This window comes from Lederbergia sp. B243.17 (genome assembly GCF_057657925.1).
In genome coordinates, this window is the sequence record NZ_JBWBKF010000039.1 from 18,379 (window position 1) to 36,275 (window position 17,897).

Annotated in this window: 21 protein-coding genes; 16 read left to right on the forward strand and 5 right to left on the reverse strand. The window is 40.9% G+C overall.

What is annotated here, in order from left to right:
* Window positions 1-9 precede the first annotated feature (9 nt).
* The 9 genes from AC0TWI_RS07310 to AC0TWI_RS07350 all read left to right on the forward strand — a co-directional run bounded on the left by AC0TWI_RS07310 (window position 10) and on the right by AC0TWI_RS07350 (window position 5,550).
* A complete protein-coding gene (locus AC0TWI_RS07310) occupies window positions 10-312 on the forward strand; it encodes a hypothetical protein (RefSeq protein ID WP_488125684.1) in 303 nt (100 codons plus the stop codon).
* The gene (locus AC0TWI_RS07315) at window positions 309-941 is read left to right on the forward strand and encodes a hypothetical protein (RefSeq protein ID WP_488125685.1); all 633 of its coding nucleotides are present in this window, start codon (window positions 309-311) and stop codon (window positions 939-941) included. Before AC0TWI_RS07310 ends, AC0TWI_RS07315 begins: the two co-directional genes overlap by 4 nt.
* A gap of 248 nt (window positions 942-1,189) precedes the next feature.
* A complete protein-coding gene (locus tag AC0TWI_RS07320) occupies window positions 1,190-3,199 on the forward strand; it encodes a fibronectin type III domain-containing protein (protein WP_488125686.1) in 2,010 nt (669 codons plus the stop codon).
* Window positions 3,196-3,441, forward strand: a complete 246-nt coding sequence (locus tag AC0TWI_RS07325; protein ID WP_488125687.1) for a hypothetical protein — start codon at window positions 3,196-3,198, stop codon at window positions 3,439-3,441. Before AC0TWI_RS07320 ends, AC0TWI_RS07325 begins: the two co-directional genes overlap by 4 nt.
* Window positions 3,438-3,563, forward strand: a complete 126-nt coding sequence (locus AC0TWI_RS07330; RefSeq protein WP_488125688.1) for a CD1375 family protein — start codon at window positions 3,438-3,440, stop codon at window positions 3,561-3,563. The genes AC0TWI_RS07325 and AC0TWI_RS07330 overlap by 4 nt, the downstream gene beginning before the upstream one ends.
* Window positions 3,564-3,621: 58 nt before the next feature.
* Complete coding sequence (locus AC0TWI_RS07335) at window positions 3,622-3,753, forward strand: hypothetical protein (RefSeq protein ID WP_488125689.1); 132 nt, start codon at window positions 3,622-3,624, stop codon at window positions 3,751-3,753.
* Window positions 3,754-3,866: 113 nt separating this feature from the next.
* On the forward strand, window positions 3,867-4,400 hold the full coding sequence (locus AC0TWI_RS07340) for a phage holin family protein (protein ID WP_488125794.1): 534 nt from the start codon (window positions 3,867-3,869) through the stop codon (window positions 4,398-4,400).
* Window positions 4,381-4,671 carry a phage holin gene (locus AC0TWI_RS07345; protein ID WP_488125690.1) on the forward strand — a complete coding sequence of 97 codons (291 nt, stop codon included), beginning with the start codon at window positions 4,381-4,383 and terminating at the stop codon, window positions 4,669-4,671. The genes AC0TWI_RS07340 and AC0TWI_RS07345 overlap by 20 nt, the downstream gene beginning before the upstream one ends.
* Window positions 4,672-5,550: an N-acetylmuramoyl-L-alanine amidase gene (locus AC0TWI_RS07350; protein WP_488125691.1), complete on the forward strand. Its 879-nt coding sequence runs from the start codon at window positions 4,672-4,674 to the stop codon at window positions 5,548-5,550. It abuts the gene before it with no gap.
* A 35-nt stretch (window positions 5,551-5,585) separates the two neighbouring features.
* Here the strand turns inward: AC0TWI_RS07350 and AC0TWI_RS07355 are convergent, their stop codons facing one another.
* Together AC0TWI_RS07355 and AC0TWI_RS07360 are read right to left on the reverse strand one after the other, a co-directional pair.
* Complete coding sequence (locus AC0TWI_RS07355; protein ID WP_488125692.1) at window positions 5,586-5,849, reverse strand: hypothetical protein; 264 nt, start codon at window positions 5,847-5,849, stop codon at window positions 5,586-5,588.
* Window positions 5,850-5,985: 136 nt separating this feature from the next.
* Window positions 5,986-6,225 carry a hypothetical protein gene (locus tag AC0TWI_RS07360; RefSeq protein ID WP_488125693.1) on the reverse strand — a complete coding sequence of 80 codons (240 nt, stop codon included), beginning with the start codon at window positions 6,223-6,225 and terminating at the stop codon, window positions 5,986-5,988.
* Between the two features lie 100 nt (window positions 6,226-6,325).
* On the opposite strand from AC0TWI_RS07360, the gene AC0TWI_RS07365 reads away from it, so the two are divergent.
* The 5 genes from AC0TWI_RS07365 (at window position 6,326) to AC0TWI_RS07385 (ending at window position 9,771) form a co-directional block, all read left to right on the forward strand.
* Window positions 6,326-6,544, forward strand: coding sequence for a hypothetical protein (locus AC0TWI_RS07365; protein ID WP_488125694.1), 219 nt, complete (start codon window positions 6,326-6,328; stop codon window positions 6,542-6,544).
* A complete protein-coding gene (locus AC0TWI_RS07370; RefSeq protein ID WP_488125695.1) occupies window positions 6,541-6,870 on the forward strand; it encodes a YolD-like family protein in 330 nt (109 codons plus the stop codon). Before AC0TWI_RS07365 ends, AC0TWI_RS07370 begins: the two co-directional genes overlap by 4 nt.
* 694 nt (window positions 6,871-7,564) lie before the next feature.
* The gene (locus AC0TWI_RS07375; RefSeq protein ID WP_488125696.1) at window positions 7,565-7,831 is read left to right on the forward strand and encodes a CD3324 family protein; all 267 of its coding nucleotides are present in this window, start codon (window positions 7,565-7,567) and stop codon (window positions 7,829-7,831) included.
* Window positions 7,832-8,161: 330 nt separating this feature from the next.
* The gene (locus AC0TWI_RS07380) at window positions 8,162-9,145 is read left to right on the forward strand and encodes a serine hydrolase domain-containing protein (protein ID WP_488125697.1); all 984 of its coding nucleotides are present in this window, start codon (window positions 8,162-8,164) and stop codon (window positions 9,143-9,145) included.
* 26 nt (window positions 9,146-9,171) lie between these two features.
* Complete coding sequence (locus AC0TWI_RS07385; protein ID WP_488125698.1) at window positions 9,172-9,771, forward strand: GNAT family N-acetyltransferase; 600 nt, start codon at window positions 9,172-9,174, stop codon at window positions 9,769-9,771.
* A gap of 385 nt (window positions 9,772-10,156) precedes the next feature.
* Here AC0TWI_RS07385 and AC0TWI_RS07390 read toward each other — a convergent pair whose 3' ends face one another.
* From AC0TWI_RS07390 to AC0TWI_RS07400, 3 genes are all read right to left on the reverse strand, one after another.
* On the reverse strand, window positions 10,157-12,250 hold the full coding sequence (locus AC0TWI_RS07390; protein WP_488125699.1) for a CocE/NonD family hydrolase: 2,094 nt from the start codon (window positions 12,248-12,250) through the stop codon (window positions 10,157-10,159).
* Window positions 12,251-12,277: 27 nt separating this feature from the next.
* Window positions 12,278-13,450, reverse strand: coding sequence for a DUF819 family protein (locus AC0TWI_RS07395; RefSeq protein WP_488125700.1), 1,173 nt, complete (start codon window positions 13,448-13,450; stop codon window positions 12,278-12,280).
* A 117-nt stretch (window positions 13,451-13,567) separates the two neighbouring features.
* Window positions 13,568-14,632, reverse strand: a complete 1,065-nt coding sequence (locus tag AC0TWI_RS07400; RefSeq protein ID WP_488125701.1) for a mandelate racemase/muconate lactonizing enzyme family protein — start codon at window positions 14,630-14,632, stop codon at window positions 13,568-13,570.
* A 549-nt stretch (window positions 14,633-15,181) separates the two neighbouring features.
* On the opposite strand from AC0TWI_RS07400, the gene AC0TWI_RS07405 reads away from it, so the two are divergent.
* Together AC0TWI_RS07405 and AC0TWI_RS07410 are read left to right on the forward strand one after the other, a co-directional pair.
* On the forward strand, window positions 15,182-16,630 hold the full coding sequence (locus AC0TWI_RS07405; RefSeq protein WP_488125702.1) for a serine hydrolase domain-containing protein: 1,449 nt from the start codon (window positions 15,182-15,184) through the stop codon (window positions 16,628-16,630).
* 288 nt (window positions 16,631-16,918) lie between these two features.
* Complete coding sequence (locus AC0TWI_RS07410; protein ID WP_488125703.1) at window positions 16,919-17,242, forward strand: hypothetical protein; 324 nt, start codon at window positions 16,919-16,921, stop codon at window positions 17,240-17,242.
* The last annotated feature ends 655 nt before the right edge of the window (window positions 17,243-17,897 follow it).

Here is a 17,897-nt window from a genome sequence, read left to right on the forward strand (position 1 = left end):
GGTGATCAAATGAAAGCCCATGGAAGGCTGATGAATATCTTACACAACGCCATTCTAACCAATGTTAGAAGAGGGCGTTTTTTAATTGGTGGGATAGAGCGAGATTTTGATGTGTTTGGTACCGAACTGCTCGGTAATGTTGTCCGCGTCAAATTTTATATTGACCAATACGAGGGGCCAGTTACTCATGCTTCACTGCTAGACCGGGACAACATTGTTTTGGTTAGCGGCCCGGTGAATTTCAATAAGGAAAATGACGGGTTTATGTATGTATTTGACATCCCGATTATTGCGGAGGAGGTGCAACCGTGAACAACAGCAATCCATATCCTTTAATTCACTTTTTGGATCACATTCTAAAGATCGATGAAAACGGTGATTTCATTCCTAAGCGAGATAAGGAAGGAAATGTAATTATCAATAAAGTAACTGGGCGCCCTGAATTCGTTGCAGAACAAGAGGGAACACGGTTAAATGCAAGGAATATGAACCATTTGGATACATGGCTTTTCCGTGCTCATGAGATATTGGTACAACATGCCAATGAAATTCTTCGTATGCAGATCAATCAGGAAATCAACGACAAGTTCCCGGGTAACTCCGGCGCGTTTGCGGACCTGTTCGATGGCGAGCCGAACAAGATTCAGCGCCTGACGGCCAGGGCGGTCTTGACGGCTCCCCGTTCGGCCGGAACGACGGTTCTTAACGTGGACCATACCGAAGGATTCAAGCCTTTCACCGAGGTCTCCATTTTCGATGGGGTGAATTTTGAGAACAAGCTCATTACTGAAATCACGCAAAACACAATCACGGTGCAACCGTTGGAAAATGATTATGTAAAAGGTGCCGCGATTGCACGGAGTACCGCAAAGATTGAAGCAGGGAAGATGGAAAACGGGGCTTGGAGCACATACACAATCGAAGTCGGGGAGGTGGTGTAAGGATGGCATGGGAAAAGTTCGCGGAATTAGCAGCAGCTAGTTGGAAGGACGTAGATTTTAATTTTAATTTGTATAATTACAGAATGCATTCACCAAGCGCCACAGTTCCAACGGTTGCGATAAGTAAATTAAGCCCGTACAAAGAATTAACAAGGTTTACCGTATCATCTTATCTAAACTTGTATGCGGCCACACACTTTCCGGGTGAACCTACACCTATAATTGGCAAATACAGAATTTCAGCGGAATTGGGGCCTTTAACAGTAGAAAGAGAAATCAAAAACACAGCGCCGACAATGCCAGGCGCATTCACACAACCGACAGGCACTCTTGAGCATGGTGATGTGAGAAGTGTATCGTGGGGTGGTTCGTCGGATGCAGAAGGGAATTTTACCAGGTACAAGTTGGAATATGCCTTAAACGGTTCGTCTACGTGGACACATCACTCATACCCGACCACAAACAGCGCGAATTTCACAGTTCCGGCGACGGCCACAAGTGTAAAATTCCGGGTGAGGGCAGAGGATGCCGGGGGCCTTGTATCTGCGTGGAGTGATAGTGCGACATTAACAGTAACGAAACCGATGTATTATTGGAGTAAGCACCAAAAAATAGTGAAAAACATATTAGCTATGAGTGCTTTTAAAACGTCGGGTGGGAATGCGGTTGTTGGCACGCCGGTTTATCATTCTTACAGACTTGATGAGGAATTGGGATTTGTAGGCGTGGATCAATTTTCGACAATGTTCCCAAATTCGAATTTTGTCGATAAGTACGTTATTTCGGATGACAGAATGTATTTATTCAAAATGACAAGTAACACATGGCGCATAAATGACAATACAGCAGGATTTAGCGCATCGTTATCGGAAGCATACGTGAAAGAGAAAAGAGCAGTAAAAGGATCGTTAATACAATCCGGAATAGTCGCCCAGGATGGTAGTTACCCTAACGACGGCGAACATACGGACGGTTACTGGTATGTTCGTGGAAGTCGGGTCAATCAAAGCATAGCGCCGCCAGGCGGGTTCTCATCGCCAGTAACGGGAACGAAATTGAAACCAGGCGTTCCTGTAACCCTAACATTCGCAGCATCCGCAGCAGCAGGCATTGCGGCCTATGAAGTGGAATACCGAAACGCGGGTGGAAATTGGGCGGCCGTTGGCACTCATGCAACTGCATTAAACCGGAACTTTACTCCGACAACTGACAAGGCGATTCAGACCGTTGCATTCAGAGTAAGGGCCAGAGATACTAGCGGCGTATATTCTGACTGGGTGTATTCGGAGCCGTTCGTAATTGAACACAATGTACCGCCAACAATTACTCTGCTTACAGAAAACAACAAAACCCTCTATGAAAAGGACGCTTTTGTTATTGAGGGGTCGGCAAAAGATGAAGACATCGGCGATGTGGTCATTGTCTATTTGCGTCTCAATGGTGGTGTTGCAAGGGGAATAGAAACAAAGCTATCCAGTGGAACGCCTATCCCTTTTAAAGAGACCTTTACGTTTAGAGAAGGAAAGCTCTATAAGGACGACACGGCTGTCACGGATAAACTCTCAGAGAGCACGCCGTACAAAGTCGAGGTTTGGTCAGAGGATAATCAGCGGGGCAAGTCGGAGGTTGAGGAGCGAACATTCTATGTTGTTCCGAACCGGCCGCCATCGTTGACTATTGATCCAATCGAATCTAACTCTGGATTAATCGATCCAGACAAATTTACTGTCACAGGGGAATCATTTGATCTTGATGGCAACGATGTCATCGTTCGTTACAGAATTAATAACGGGATGAACGTCGAGATACACAACGGTCCGCCAGGCAAGTTCTCTTTCGATGTTCAGCTATCTAAGCTCCAAGTTGGAGAAAATAAAATTGTTGTCGAAGTTACTGACACATACGATTTCAAGTTTTCCAAAACTATCAAATTGAATAAGACTGCAAATCTAACGCCTATGAGTCAATCCGTGCAACGGTACAAAATCGTACCTCCAGCCGGATCAGCACAGGGCGTTTTGTTGTGGGTTCAGAGGGATGAGGGGCAGGAAATTCAAGCAGAGATCAGCATGACAAACGGGACGGAGCAGGAAAAGTTTGTACCCCTAACGCTAGATACAACAGCACCGGTTGCCCCAAGAATTGCGGAGGACTTCTTCATTTTTCAGACCGATACACCTGCCGAGAACATCGTCCTGAAACTGTCTTGGACAGGCGATAAGCCAATCACATTACTGACGGGGGCGTTGACACAATGACCATATTAGTTAGACGCAGATTGTCTGATGGTTCGCACGGTCCATTGGAGAAAGTTTTCGAGGGAAAGACAGATGCGGAAAAAATTGACGCGTTAGAAAAAATGAACAAGGCTCTCATGTTAACGGTTACGGATTTGTTCGAAGAAAACTTGGAGTTACGGGAGCTAAACCGGAATGTCATGTTGGTCGTAACGGACCTTTATGAAGCTGTGTACCTGTCGAAAGAAGGTGAGACAGAATGAATCCAATTGTTCCAATTTACGCGGAGTTGATCAAAGACGGAGACAAGACAATCGAACAAGTGCCTGCACGTATTCGCAAAGAAGTACAGGACTATCTAAACGCTGGTAATGCTGATGCGTAAGCTGTTCCAAGCGTTTTTATTATGGCTTCTTTTGAAAGTATTGAAAGGAGGTGGGATTATGCCAATCGCAGTTATTTACGTGGCATTGATTATGGAAGGTGACAAGACCTATGCACAGGTTCCAACCAAGGTTCAGCCAGAAGTTAAGCGTCAGCTTGAAATATTGGGGTATGGAGAGCTGGCTGAATAAAAAATAGAATTTTGATTAAAGTGGAACGCCCACATTGGGCGTTCTTTTTATTTACAAAGAAAACTGAAGGGGGAGAGGGGATTTGTCGAAAGGAGTGGAGGTAGGTGACACGTATGCAGGTCACGGGAGTTAAAGGCATTGGCGCATTGATCGCCAGTTTTGCCATGTATATGCTGAACACGATTAACGAGGCCATTGTGGTCCTCGTTTTTTTGATGTTTCTGGACGTTGCCAGTGGCCTGATGCGGTCGTTTTTAACTAAGTCATGGAATAGCACTGTTGGCATGGCAGGAGTGATTAAGAAGGTAGCTGTCCTGCTGTTGATTGGCATGGCTGGAGCTATCGAGTACATGGCCGTGACTGCCGGTCAGAATACAAATGGTTGGATCATCATTGGTGTGACATCTTTTTTTATCGTCAACGAAGGCATTTCCGTTTTGGAAAATTGCGCGCAGATGGGGCTGCCCATCCCGCCGGTTTTATATAACGCTTTAGAAAAACTCCATAAGGATCCGGACGGCAAGGAGAAAAGATTGGAACGCCATCCAGAATTGGAGAAAATCGACAAAGTGAAGTTGCTGAAAGAAAACGAGATTCTGCAGCAGGAATTATTGAAAAAAAGAGAGGATGAAACAAGTGAAAATTAATTGGCGTGTTAGATTTAGAAATCCGCAGTTTATTATACAAGTCCTGATAGCATTCGGGGTGCCAATCTTGGCATACTACGGGATATCAGCAAGCGAAGTCACGAGTTGGATGACATTCTTTAGTTTAATCCGAGATGCGTGTGCAAATCCATTTGTACTTGGGACAATTATCGTAGCCCTCTATAACGCTGTGACGGACCCGACGACGGCCGGGGTGTCTGACAGCCAGCAGGCACTTAGATATCGGGAGCCTAAGAAGGAGGCAAAGTAATTGTCCTATCCTATCGAAAATCAAATTATATCCGGGCTGCCTGTATTGTCTTTAACGGCAGCCCGTTATATTGTGGCGCACGAATCTGGAAATCCAAAAAATACAGGGCCAGATTCTTTAGAAAAAGAAATCAACTTTATGAAAAACAACTATCGTAACGCATTCACCTCCCACTGGGTAGGCGGGGGCGGCCGTATAGTACAGCTGGCGCCAGTCGGTCGCCTGCAATATGGTTGCGGCCCCAAAGGCAACCCATACTCCTATGCTCAAGTGGAGCTGGCACGCACGAATGATCCGGAGACATTTAAAAAGGACTATGCAGCATACGTCTGGCTCTTGCGGTATTTAGCTGAGCAAGCCGGCATTCCGAAAATATTTGATGAAGGCAAAGCGGCGACGAAGGGAATCAAGTCACACGACTGGATCCGGAAAGAGCTGGGCGGCACTACACATACTGATCCCTTCGGTTACCTTGCCAGTTTCGGCATCACAAAGGCACAGTTTAAGCACGATGTAGAAAACGGTGTGCCGGTTTATTCGGCAGCTTCTTTAAAGGAGAAGGAGGAAGAGGAAACCATGAAAGAAGAGATTGCAAAACTGCAGAAGCAGGTAGATGCTCTTGAAAAACAACTCAACAATAATACTCAGAAAGAAAGTCCTTGGGCTGTTGAATCTAAAGACTGGTACAGGGCGACGAAGAATGGTTATTTCAAAGGGTATCCGCGAAGGTACTTGCTGAGGGAAGATGCTGCCAAGGTCGTTAATAAGATTGTCGATAATGTGAGAAAATATATTGTCCAACCAGTAATCGATAGGCTTGATAAGCTTGAAAAGAAAATAGATGAATTGCTAGTAAAATTAAATGAAGATAAGAAATAAGAAAAAGGCCCGGCCCTTTGCCGGGTCCTTCTTTCTCATTGGATGTCCAACATTAATTCGACGTCGAACAAGCGTGAATCCAAATCCTCTAGCTCTGATTCCACGTTAGAGTTACTCAAGTCATCAGCCATGTCTTCCACTTCCTGTCTGAGAGAGTCGTTTTCTGATTCCAAAAACGTGATTCTTTCCTCCATCTCATCAATTGTGCTTTGTAAGTCGTAAATCAAATATTCAGAGCTGTTATTTGAACAGCCAACAGTCAAAAATACTAACGGTATAAGCAAAAGCTTTTTAAACAATATCTCACCCCTCACTTAACCTTTTCGTGTAAATCATCGATGTAACACTTCCACATCACCATCTATATATTTCATCACATCCCATAAAAGTTCCTTTTTTGAATAAACAACAAAAATGCCCGGCGAATTGCCGAGCTCATTTAACTAGCTTCAATCTATATAAATGCACATGCTCCGAAATATCCAAAACCTCATTAAATACAACCTTATCGATGATGGCCCCATTGCCAATCTCCCTATAAAGTTGTTTCAGGTAGATGTTAGCCACTTTTATAGCATCCTCAACCCCATTAAAACCTTCACCCACTAAAAAGACCTCACGTCTTTTTGACGTCTGCCCATTGGCATATATTAAAAAGTCTAAAGTGATTCGCATTCATCGTCCCTCCTGAATAGATTATAACATTTTTCCAGTTGTAAACAAACAAATGTTCGCATATAATAAGAACAAATGTTTGTTCTTTGGAGGGATAAGGATGGACGGAGTGCTTAATTGGTCAATAAAGAACGATAAGAAGCTGCTAATGATTTACCTGGATAAGGACGGTCAATTTACACAAAGAGTCATAAAGGTACTATCGGTAACTGATCAGTACGTCAGGGCCTATTGCTTTAATAAAAAGGAGTATCGAGTATTCAAAAAGGAAAATATCCTATCAGTGGATAGAATCAGACAGAAGGCGATGTTCGCATGAACGACAGGGGCATCATCAAATGGCAGGGCTTCTTCATGCCTGAACATGTGGAGCAAATAAGGGAGATGCAGGCGGACTACTACAAAACAGAAAAGCCTGTCTTGGATGAATCTCAGCTGCAGCAGATAGACGAGACGATACATACTTCAATGGAATATCAATTGCCTCTGGCTTTTACTTTATGGATAGATGGTTTTGTTGAGGAAGTGGCAGGAGTAATCCATTATATCGACCAAACAGAAAGGCAACTGAGAGTGAAGGATTACTATGGGAATGTGTTGCTGATTGATTATGACAGTGTCGTGGAAGTGGAGTTTGACAGTTAACACAACAGGCTATGCAGTTATTTTTTCGAAAAATAACAGAAAAATAACGAATAAAAATAACTAGGCAAAGTCGGGAGAATGAATGTTCTGTTCTACTTAACTTGATGATTGAATTTACATCGTAAAAAAGCCGAGGAAAGACCTGAAAAGCTCGCTGAATTATGGGCGGCATGATGTAAAGACGCCTAAAACCTTGATATACCAAGGCTTTGGGGAGCTTATATCACACTCTGACAATATTGATAGGGTTTTTCGAAGGTAATAAGGGCTATCTAATAAGCCACTAGAATAAAACAGGTGAAGAAAAAAAGTCATTTTCTTCACCTGTTTTTATGTTTTTGTTGGGGCTACCAATACTTACCGTACAAATATGGAGTAGAGACAATATTAATGTATTTAAGGAGAAGATTTTCGAGAATTATTTGAAAAGTATGTTAATATATCGAGTATAGCATTGTTCTTTATTTTATACAGTTGTTAGACGGGAGGGATAGTTAATGAATAATCTGCTTTATAGATTCAATTGCCTAGGAAAGCTCCATGCAAAGTCGATATTATGAACTAAAGCGGTTGTTTGTATGGAGCTAGTTTGTTATAACCGTTCGTCCTCTATCTGAAAAGAATGGTCGATATTGTTGATAGTATAGGCTTTGCTACCTTAAAATTCGAATTTATTTTAAGGAGCGGAGCGGGAATGAAATATATTAAGGCGTATTCAGTTTTACCAAAGGATCTTCTTGAGGAAATTCAAAAGTATGTTCAAGGAGAACTAGTATATATCCCAATTCAAGAAGGCGTCCGTAAGGGCTGGGGAGAAAAATCAGGGTATAAAGAAACCTTGAACCTGCGAAATGAAGAAATCCGCGAAAAGTTCTGTAATGGCGCAAAAATTAATGAACTTATGGAACAATATTTTCTTTCCTACGATAGCATTAAAAAAATTGTCTATTCAAAGAGATAGGATAAGGGCTCATGAGATCTTTACTCTCATGAGCCTTTTTGTGCAAGAAACAATTATAAAGTAAATTCTACATATAATCAGAAACTCAGATATTTTACAATTAAGCGGAAACGAGAAAGCGTCAGAACTCATTGCCTCATAGTAAAGAGGTGACATACGATGGAATCAACTTTCACCGTATAAGCATGATAGCGATTTTTGTGAATCCTAGCCGCAGGTACGATTTGTGTTCTGCAGATTTCGATTACAGTTAAGGTTTGAAGAAAAATAATCATAGTTTGGAAAAGTATTAATAACTTTGTGGAATAAGCTGTTTCAGGAGGGAAAAATATGAGGGTGGAACAATACATAGACAAGGATTTTAGTGGCGTCATATCGATTACGAAAAAGGGCGAAAATGTATACCGAAAAGCGTTTGGTTATGCAGACTCGCCCAATAGAGTATCAAATAAAGTTGGCACCAAGTTTGCAACAGCTTCAGCAGGAAAAGTCTTTGTCGCTGTAGCGATTTTACAGCTTATTGAACAAGGCAGATTATCTTTTGATCGTTATATAGGAGACATTTTGAATTTTGATTTGAAGGATATTGATCCTCACATCACTATTAGACAGTTGCTTACTCATACATCAGGGATACCTGATTATTTTGATGAGTCCATCATGGAGGATTATGATGAACTGTGGATAGATTATCCCAATTATAAAATCCGCACATCAACGGATATCATTCCATTATTCATTCATAAGCCGATGATGTATCCCGCAGGAGAGAAGTTTCAATATAATAATACCGGATTTGTTGTTCTTGGCCTTATTATTGAGTCAATTACTGGCTTGCCATTTGATGTCTATCTTCGTGAAAATATTTTCGTTCCATGTAATATGTTGGATACAGGATATTATGAGCTGGACAGGTTGCCTTCTGGATGTGCAAATGCGTATATATATGATCGCATTAGTCAGGAGTTTTATACCAATATTTACAGTGTTGATGTAAAAGGAACAGGAGCAGGTGGAGCATTTACCACTGTAATAGATATTGAAAAGTTCTGGACTTCCCTGTTGAATGGTCAATTAATTTCGGAGGAAATGTTAAAAAAGATGTTAACTCCCCAAGTGAAAGAAGAGTGCTATGGATATGGGATTTGGCTTGATAAAAAAGCAAATGGTACATTTGCCTGTCATTTTGAAGGTTGCGATCCGGGTGTAAGTTTCTTTAGTTCATATGATAGACAACAGGATATCCTCATCACATTAGTAAGCAATTATGGTTGTGATGTATGGAAGATTTTCAGAGATATTTCCAATGCTTGATAGAATTTTCGAAGGGATGAGGAACATTGGAAGCTAAAAGAAAGGAAATTGATTATAGCGATTATTTTTGGCAAGATGATAAAGTTAGATTGCGTGCTATCCAACCGGAAGATTGGGAAGGAGATTATATTAGTAAATTTGATACTCCTGCACGCCGTCTGTTAGAATGTGCTATTGAGTTACCACCCACCATGGTAGGCTCGAAAAAATTCGCAGAGGAAAATGCTGATTTTGCTTCAACCAATGGACGAATAATGTTTACTATTGAAAATTTGGAGTGTAAAAGTGTAGGTGGTATAAATTTAAATAGTATTGACGAAAGAAATGGCACGTTTAGTATTGGCATAGTGATTGATAAAGAATACCGAGGTAAGGGGTATGGAACAAGAGCGATGAAAATTCTTTTAAAATATGCTTTCCTTGAAAGAAGACTAAATAAATTTAATGACTGTGTTCTTGAAGGAAATCAAGGTTCTGCGAAGATGATGAAAAAACTAGGCTGTGTCCAAGAAGGTATTCGTCGACAAGCAGTGTATTTAAACGGGCAATATTTAGATTTTATATTGTTTGGATTAACGAAAGATGAATTTATTGAAAATGAAAAGAGAAGTAACCAATTCTCGTAAGTAATTTGGAAATACAAAGAAGGCAGTTGTTCGAAGGTTAAAATTAGAATAACATTTACCAGCAATTCATAGAACTGAAGATGATTTATGGGCGGCATGATGATAGGTAACATGAACGTAAAAAGGACAGTTGTTTACATCATTCTTTCAATTTATTGAAGTATGTGTCAACAGATTTAATTTTCATTTTTTCTGTAACAGGTGCATAACTGGAAATTATCCAACTTAGGTCTTGATATCGTAATGTGGACTTTTATTCCGCATTTTTGATGATATTATGCCCTATAGTAACAACGAGAGTATTCTAATACCATTGATATAGAAAAAATCCCCTTTAGAAGACAAATCTATCTTCAAAGGGGATTTTGTATAGAACCGAATCCTTCTACAGTAGAATAGGCAATTCAATATGCGTCGGGTAGTCTTTCGAATGATAAACTCGTTGAATCGCTATTTCCGTTTCTGTATCTGCAGCAGGGTCATTACCTGTATTGTGGTTCGGGAAAATAAATTGGTCTGCACTCGAAGTGATGGTGAAGCGGATGCGGTGTCCCTTTTTAAATGTATGAGCTAGTTTAGCTGTCCGAATTGTATACTCTTCCACTTTACCCGGTTCAAGCAATTCTTCGTGATCAAAGCCATTCCGATATCGCGCCCGCAATACGCCATCTGTCAATTTAATAGAGCGTCCACTTGCATCCACGTCTGTTAATCGGACAATCCAATCTGTATCCTTTGCAGAGCTCGATGCAAACAATTTTACAACCAGATCGCCTACTACCGTTACGGATTCTTGAAGTGGATCTGAACTATAAACGAGCACATCATCCCGTTTTTCCATCTCTTGATAATCAGCCGGAACACCAATTTCGTTTTCCGAAATATCGATTAGATGAGGGGCAGGGTTATGCGGATCATAGACATACTCCACATAGTCATCCTGTACTTTTTGACTTGAGACAAGTGTTCTATTCTCAGCGGAAACAGTTGCTTGCTCATCACCCGCTACATACAGCTTTGTCCATTCAACTTCTTTCGGCGGCCAACTGCTTGCATGGGTCCATTTATTTTCACCAGTTATGTAGTATTCCACCGCAGATTCTTCTGGAAGTTGAAGCTCTTTACTTTTTAGTTTGCAATCAAACCATTGCTGAAAACGATAATCCAAATCATAGCGAAGCGCATTATTACCAAGTGGAACGCCTTGAATGTCACGAGTCGTATTCGCATTATGCATCCATGGACCGAGGATCACTTTTTTATTCGATGTTTGATAGTCTGCGACAATATCTAAAGCCTCTGTCGTTCCCATGCCATTATCGTCATACCATCCCGAAACAATCATCGCTGGGGCTTGGATGGACTCTTTATGGAGTGACCAATTGACAGCTCGCCAAAAGTCATCCTCATGAGCATGTTCCATCCATTCGCTCCAAAACGGGATTTCCTTGCCTAACGCTATTTTCGGAATATCTTGTAACGGTCTAATTTTGACGACTTCTTTCCAATCGGAACGAAGCATGTTTTCGGGCTTGAATGTTTGCTCGGCCATCGCAAAAGCCCATGCAAGCATCCCTGAAACAAGCGTTCCGCCTTTGCGGGGGATGTCAATAAAAGCACTGCCCGCCGTTACAATGCTGATCAGAGCTTTTAAATGAGGGTTTCCGCTTGCAGCGGCAGCCCATTGAACATAGCCGCCGTACGAAGCACCAATCATCCCGATATTTCCGTCACACCAACTGTTGGAGGCAATCCAATTCAGACTGTCATCGCCATCCGCAACTTCGGTAGACATCGGAAGCCATTTCCCTTCGGAATCCTGGCGCCCTCGTGTATCTTGGATGACTACTCCATATCCCCTTTGGATAAAATTAGTGTACATTTTCTCATACATCAGTCTGCCATATGGCGTTCGGATAAAAATAGTTGGTACCGCGTGATCCAGCCCTTCAGGAAGCCACACCTCTGTCGCAAGATGAATTCCATCCCGCATTTTCACACGAAAACTTCCAATGTGTTTGACTCCGTATTGGGCAGGTGACACATCTCTTTTCCATTGGTCAACCGGGGTATATGTTTCACATCCCTCTTTCACTAATACGTGACAGTTCTCCCTAGTAGGCACAATAAAGGCAACGGGTTCTTGATCCATCATCAAAATATCGAGCGGGAATTTCTGTTCACGTTGCACCCATAAATCTTGTTCTTCTTCATGTTTTTGATAAATGGAATCGTTTGACAGATGAACTTCTTGCTCATCAGTTGTTAGCTTTTCTCGGAATTCAGATAATTGTTTGAAGACGTTTATAGGGTTGATATGATAAAAGCTTTCCAACCTATCGGCATCGTTTGCTTCTAAAACTCGTTTTTCATTCCATTTATTGCGATTTATATCCCGCTCACTTATATAAATGATGTCATCTTTCCATTCAATGGTTGCATCATGAATGCCTGAGCGGTATAAATGGTAGATTGCCATAATTCCCATCCTCCTCAACGATGTACCTTACGCGCCGATTATAAACTTAATCAAATAAGCGACTCCAATTCCAAGATAATTCCCCATCACCATCCCGATGACACCGAGGACGATGGCAAGGCTGACTAGGTTTTTCCAATTCGCAGAGGCTGCAACTAAAGCGGAAGTAGATCCATCTGCAATGGATGCGATAATCCCGATCACAACGTATTGATATTCAATCTTCAGGAGACGACATAATAGTGCGTGTACTGTTAAAGAAAGAACAATGACAACAAAACAGAATAACGCGATCGCAAGTGTAGAACCGACAAACGCTTTAAGATTAACCATGTACCCAATAGTGGTAAGGAAGAAGAGGGCAACGAATAAACCTAAGTCCATATTCCCTTTTATTTTTTTCACTGGTCCAAATTGAGCAACGATAATTGCAATCGTGGTGATGAATAGAATACGTGCTGCCCCTTGAAAGGATTCTGGCATAAAGCCAGCCAAAAAAGAAGCCAGTGCTGTAATACCGAATGCAAGTGCAAAACTCCAAGCGATATCAGTAATACTCCACTTTTTCTCTTGTAAAAAGGGATCATCGTCTAGTTCTCCATGCTTTCCTTCCAACTCGACGTTCGAAAGGGAAAATGGCCATACCTTCTGGAACCATTTAGACTGTGCAGCGAACCTAGGAAATGCAAACATCGCTATTAATGTAGGAACACCAATGACATAATCGGCTGCATTCGCTGCCGCAAAAGTCGTTGGCAGAGCACCCAGTCCATAACCGATGGCAGTTAAGTTTGAACTGCCTCCCGTATATGTACCAACAAACATACCAGCGATTTTCCAGCCTTCCTCAATCATCGGAGCGAAAATGATACCCGCAATCACTGTCACGACACTGACACTTAGGCCAGCTATAGCAATCGAAACAATAGGTTTTTTCGATAATTTAAGCATTGCTTTTATATCGACACTTAAAAGCATCATCGCAATTGAGAGTGGGATCGCATATTCAGCTACAACACCATAAACTTCCGCGCTAAAGGGAACCACTTTCAAATTCGCCAAAATTAAACTTATAATAATGACGATAAGTGCGGGACCTAACATTTTAAACCCTTTAAATCGTTGTGAGAAAAAGCCCAGGGCAACTGTAATTGCCATAATCGCTAACAAACTTCCCGTACTAGTAAATAATGCTTCCATCTTTATTTCCCCTCATATTTCTATTAATATTTTCTTTTCTATTTACTACAAGAGGGTGTATGAAATCTTCTTACTGACAAAGATCAAGCCTCCCAAACTTGTATCGACTCTTAGTCTTTATAGTTCCAGTTCAATCCCTAATCCTGGTTTTTCAGGTAACATCATGACACCATCTTGAACGGATATCCCGCCCTTAATCCCTGTATCTTTGATATAAAGAAAACTATCCAAATCGGCATCAATAATATTCTTCTTGGCAGCAACGAGGCTTGCTCCAGCAGTAATACCAATTTTACTTTCAAGCATACAACCGACCATACAAGTAAGACCTGCCGCTTCCGCGATATGGTTGATTTGTGCGGCTTTATAAAGACCGGCTGATTTCATTAATTTAATGTTTAGAATATCTGCCGCATCCTGCTTTACTATTTTCAAGGCATCTTGTGGAGAATGGACACTTTCATCAGCCATTATAGGCGTCATTACTTTATTGCGTATATAAGCATGTCCCCCAATGTTCCAATAAGGAAGTGGTTGCTCAACAGCTTCAATATGAAGAGGTTCAATCGCCTTTAAAACACGTATAGATTCGGGCACGGTCCAGCCTTGATTGGCGTCCATCCGAATCCGGATCCGCTCGCCAACCGCTTCACGAATCAATTGCATTGCCTCAATATCCTGTTCAGCATTTAGCCCTGCCTTCACTTTCAAAATAGAAAAGCCGCTATCTACTCGTTCCTTTGCTTCTTTTGCCATTATCTCTGGTGTATCGATTCCAATGGTGACATCTGTCATAAAGGAGTTACTATGCCCACCCAATATTTGATACAGCGGAGCATTCATTTTTTTGCCCATAATATCATGGAGCGCAATATCGAAAGCCGCTTTTGTCGCCGTGTTGCCAACAATCGTTTTATCCATCATGGTATGTATTTTTTCGATATGTAATGGATTTTCTCCAATCAGCAAGGTTTTAAATTGTTTAGCTAGCTTAATAGACGTTTCAAGTGTTTCTCCCGTCACGAACTCAAACGGTGACCCTTCTCCAATGCCGGTGATGCCTTCATCTGTTTCAATTTGTACAAGCAACGTTTCTACATGCTCAATGGTCCCAAGTGCAACAGTTAAAGGCTTGTACAATTCTAACTTTAACGTTTCAATCTTGATGTTTGTAATTTTCATTATGATACAACCTCCCTAAATATTCGGATATTTCGAGCTTCGAAATAGCCATGTCGAAAATTATAGAGATTTATAAATTTTATGTCAATGGGATTTATATCCACCAGATGTTAAAAGATTAAATGTTTTTTAATAATCAGGTATTACGGTGGAGTTCTAGTACAAGAAAAAGGGGTGTAAACGTGGATAAGGTATTTATAATGCTGGCAATAATATCGTTTTTGCTGTCAGCTTCATTGTTTATTATTGAGATGGTTATAAATGAATTTAAGAATAGTAATTTTAAACCTGCATCGATATTATTTGTAGTTTACGTCGTCTGTGTATTCCAAGTTGCGAATGAAAAAGGAATGTTACGAGGAAATATAGAAGGCAGCCGGGCAATCAGTATTCATAACAAGAGGAGATAACAATATACTGGGGTATACAAATTCACAAGGCGCTGCATCTGCTTACATAATCCGTTAAAAAATGAATCATAAAGTTGTTTATAGCTGAATAGAAAGATAATTTATTTAATCCCTTATAATTCTTCAAAAAGGAGAGTGTATGAAAAAGACTATTGTTTTTGTATTAACGATATTTATATTATTTCCAGGATTCGCAGTAAAAAGTTATGCGTTGTCAGAGCCGAAATCTGTGGCAATACAAGCATTGCTAGATGATGCCCGTCGGACATCAGGTGTACCTGGAATGTCAATCTCAATACTTGCTGATGGTGAAGTGTTCTACTTTTCTTCTGGGTATGCAGATCTTGAAAAGGGGTTGTCTGCAAGTGAAAATACACTTTATGAGTTGGCCTCGGTAAGTAAAGCTTTTACTGGTATGGGGATTTTGCTATTGGAAGAGCAAGGGCTGTTATCAATGACTGACCCTATCCAAAAATATTTACCTTGGTTTACGTTAAAGTATCAAGGTAAACCTATTGATATGCAAAGCCTTACACTAAATAACTTTCTTCACCATACGAGCGGCCTAACAAATAGTAGACATACTCAAAATATTCCACAAGGTAATACACCTGATATGTTGCAAAAGACTGTGGAAACGCTGGTAGATGCAGAATTGGCGTTCTCTCCCGGTGAACAATATAACTATGGAACCGTTAATTATGACGTATTGGGTTTGGTTATTGAGATTGTATCACGGCAAAGCTATGAAGACTTTATGAAGGAACAGGTATTTCTACCCTTAGGTCTTCATCAGACGTATGTTTATAAAGAAGATGCTCAAGCCACTGGACAGTTAGCACAGGGCTACCGTTCTTCCTTTTTTATAACAACTCCATTTAATGCTCCGGATTATGCGGGGAATAAACCTGCCGGCTATATCATTTCCAATACAAAAGATATGGCGCGTTGGATGGGCATACAGATGGGGATCGCGCAGGACATACCAGAAATATTTCACAGGGTTATCGAAAAATCCCATAGGGGTGATATGTCTGTTTCAGCTGTCAATGATATGTATTATGCGGCAGGTTGGTCGGTAAACGCCGAACGAACGATTGTAGAACACACTGGGGGTAATCCGAATTTTAGAACCGAAGTAGCCATACTGCCAAATGAGCGAACAGCCATCTGCTTACTGAGCAACGGCGCAAATACCAATACAAACCTGGTGCTAAAAATTAAAAATATAGTAAACGGCAATCTAACTCAGTCATATGAGATGAGTGGCACACAGCTTTTGGACATCATTTTGTCGTCTACCACAATTATTCTTTGCCCATTGGCCGTTCTGTTATTTCTCTTAGGATTTAGAAAAAGGAAAACGAATGAGCGGCAGCCAATGACAATAAAGAGAGCAATCGTAACAATTATTTTCCTAATCACTACGATTGCCCAGTGTATAATGTTTTTAACTTTCGATTGGTCAACGATACTTATTTGGCAAACACATAGTGTCCTGACAGCTTTAATTTCGTCAACATTATTAACAGCAAGCATTGCTTGGTTTGTATATACTCAACGATTCGATGCCACGGTCCGAAAATAAGGATAATGTTAAGGAATCCTGTTTTCTCCGAAGATGTAAGCGGAGAAGAATGGGATAAGCTTTTTGAATACCTGTATTATCTATTTAAAGCGGAATATAAAGATCCGCTGACGCTTTTGCAGAGGGGCCGGAGGGCGGGAGCGGAAATGAACAGAAAGCATTCTACAAAGTAGTGATTTTATTGGTTGCGACGGAAGTATAGCGAGGTAGATTAGGGATAATATCACCATTTTGTAGTATTGTGGAGAGGGATTACATCACTACTACAATTTAAGGTAGGGGACTATGATGAAAATAAATTTAATGATTTTTTTATCATCCATAAAAGAACAAACAGGAAACATTATCGGAGAAATAGTTATGAAAACATTTGAATCTAACATTCGTCCTGTAAAAGGGGACATTTTAGATGACCCAGGATTCCATCCAGGTTTTCATAATGGATATGAGGTTGTTAAGGTTACAATGAATTATGCTCTAAATGAATGTTGGGTTTCACTACGCCCCCTTGACTTAGAAAGGGAAGAAATCGAGATAGAGGCCTATATAGAGAGACTTCAAGCAAACGGTTGGTGTGTTGTCTCAAAAGAAGAGATCATGAAAAAGAAATGAAAATTTAGAAAAAAGTGTTTGAAGATTTTTGCTTAAGCTAACTGGGATTTTGTTGATTAACGATCTTCAACAAACGGGAGCGTTTATGAGTAACGCTGTAGAAATGATAATAAGAAAACTAAAACACGCTAAAGGATCATCCATTTTTGATTAATCTTTTTTAAGATGGATGCTTCTTATTGAGCTTAGTGTAAAGATTTACAGGGAGTTTTTGTTCAAATTCAGAATTAATGCTGTGGTAATTGCTAAGGTTCATCCAGACTCTAATTTCTATCAACAAGTTATTCGAACGTTCGTTCCATTTAAGCCCAGGTTGAGATGAATGTGTTCCCATTAGCGGGACGCATTTTTTTGTTTTATATTACATCTCCTGTTTGATTAGCTCTTCAAAGGTATAACGCGTCTCCCTGTAATACATCTCCTGCTTCTTCATCAGGCCGAAAAAGTTCTCCATCGGTGAGTTGTCCAGGCAGCTTCCTTTACGGGATATGCTTTGGAAAACCTAGTGTTTCCGGAGTTTAGGCCCTGGTTTTTGTGCTGGTAATGCCCGGTAGTTGGCGTCCCGAATCACTTCCAGGGGTCTCCTCAAGGGGCTGGAGTCCGGCAGCTCATAAAACAGCGAGTTGTTCAGATACTCGAGCACCACCATTACCTT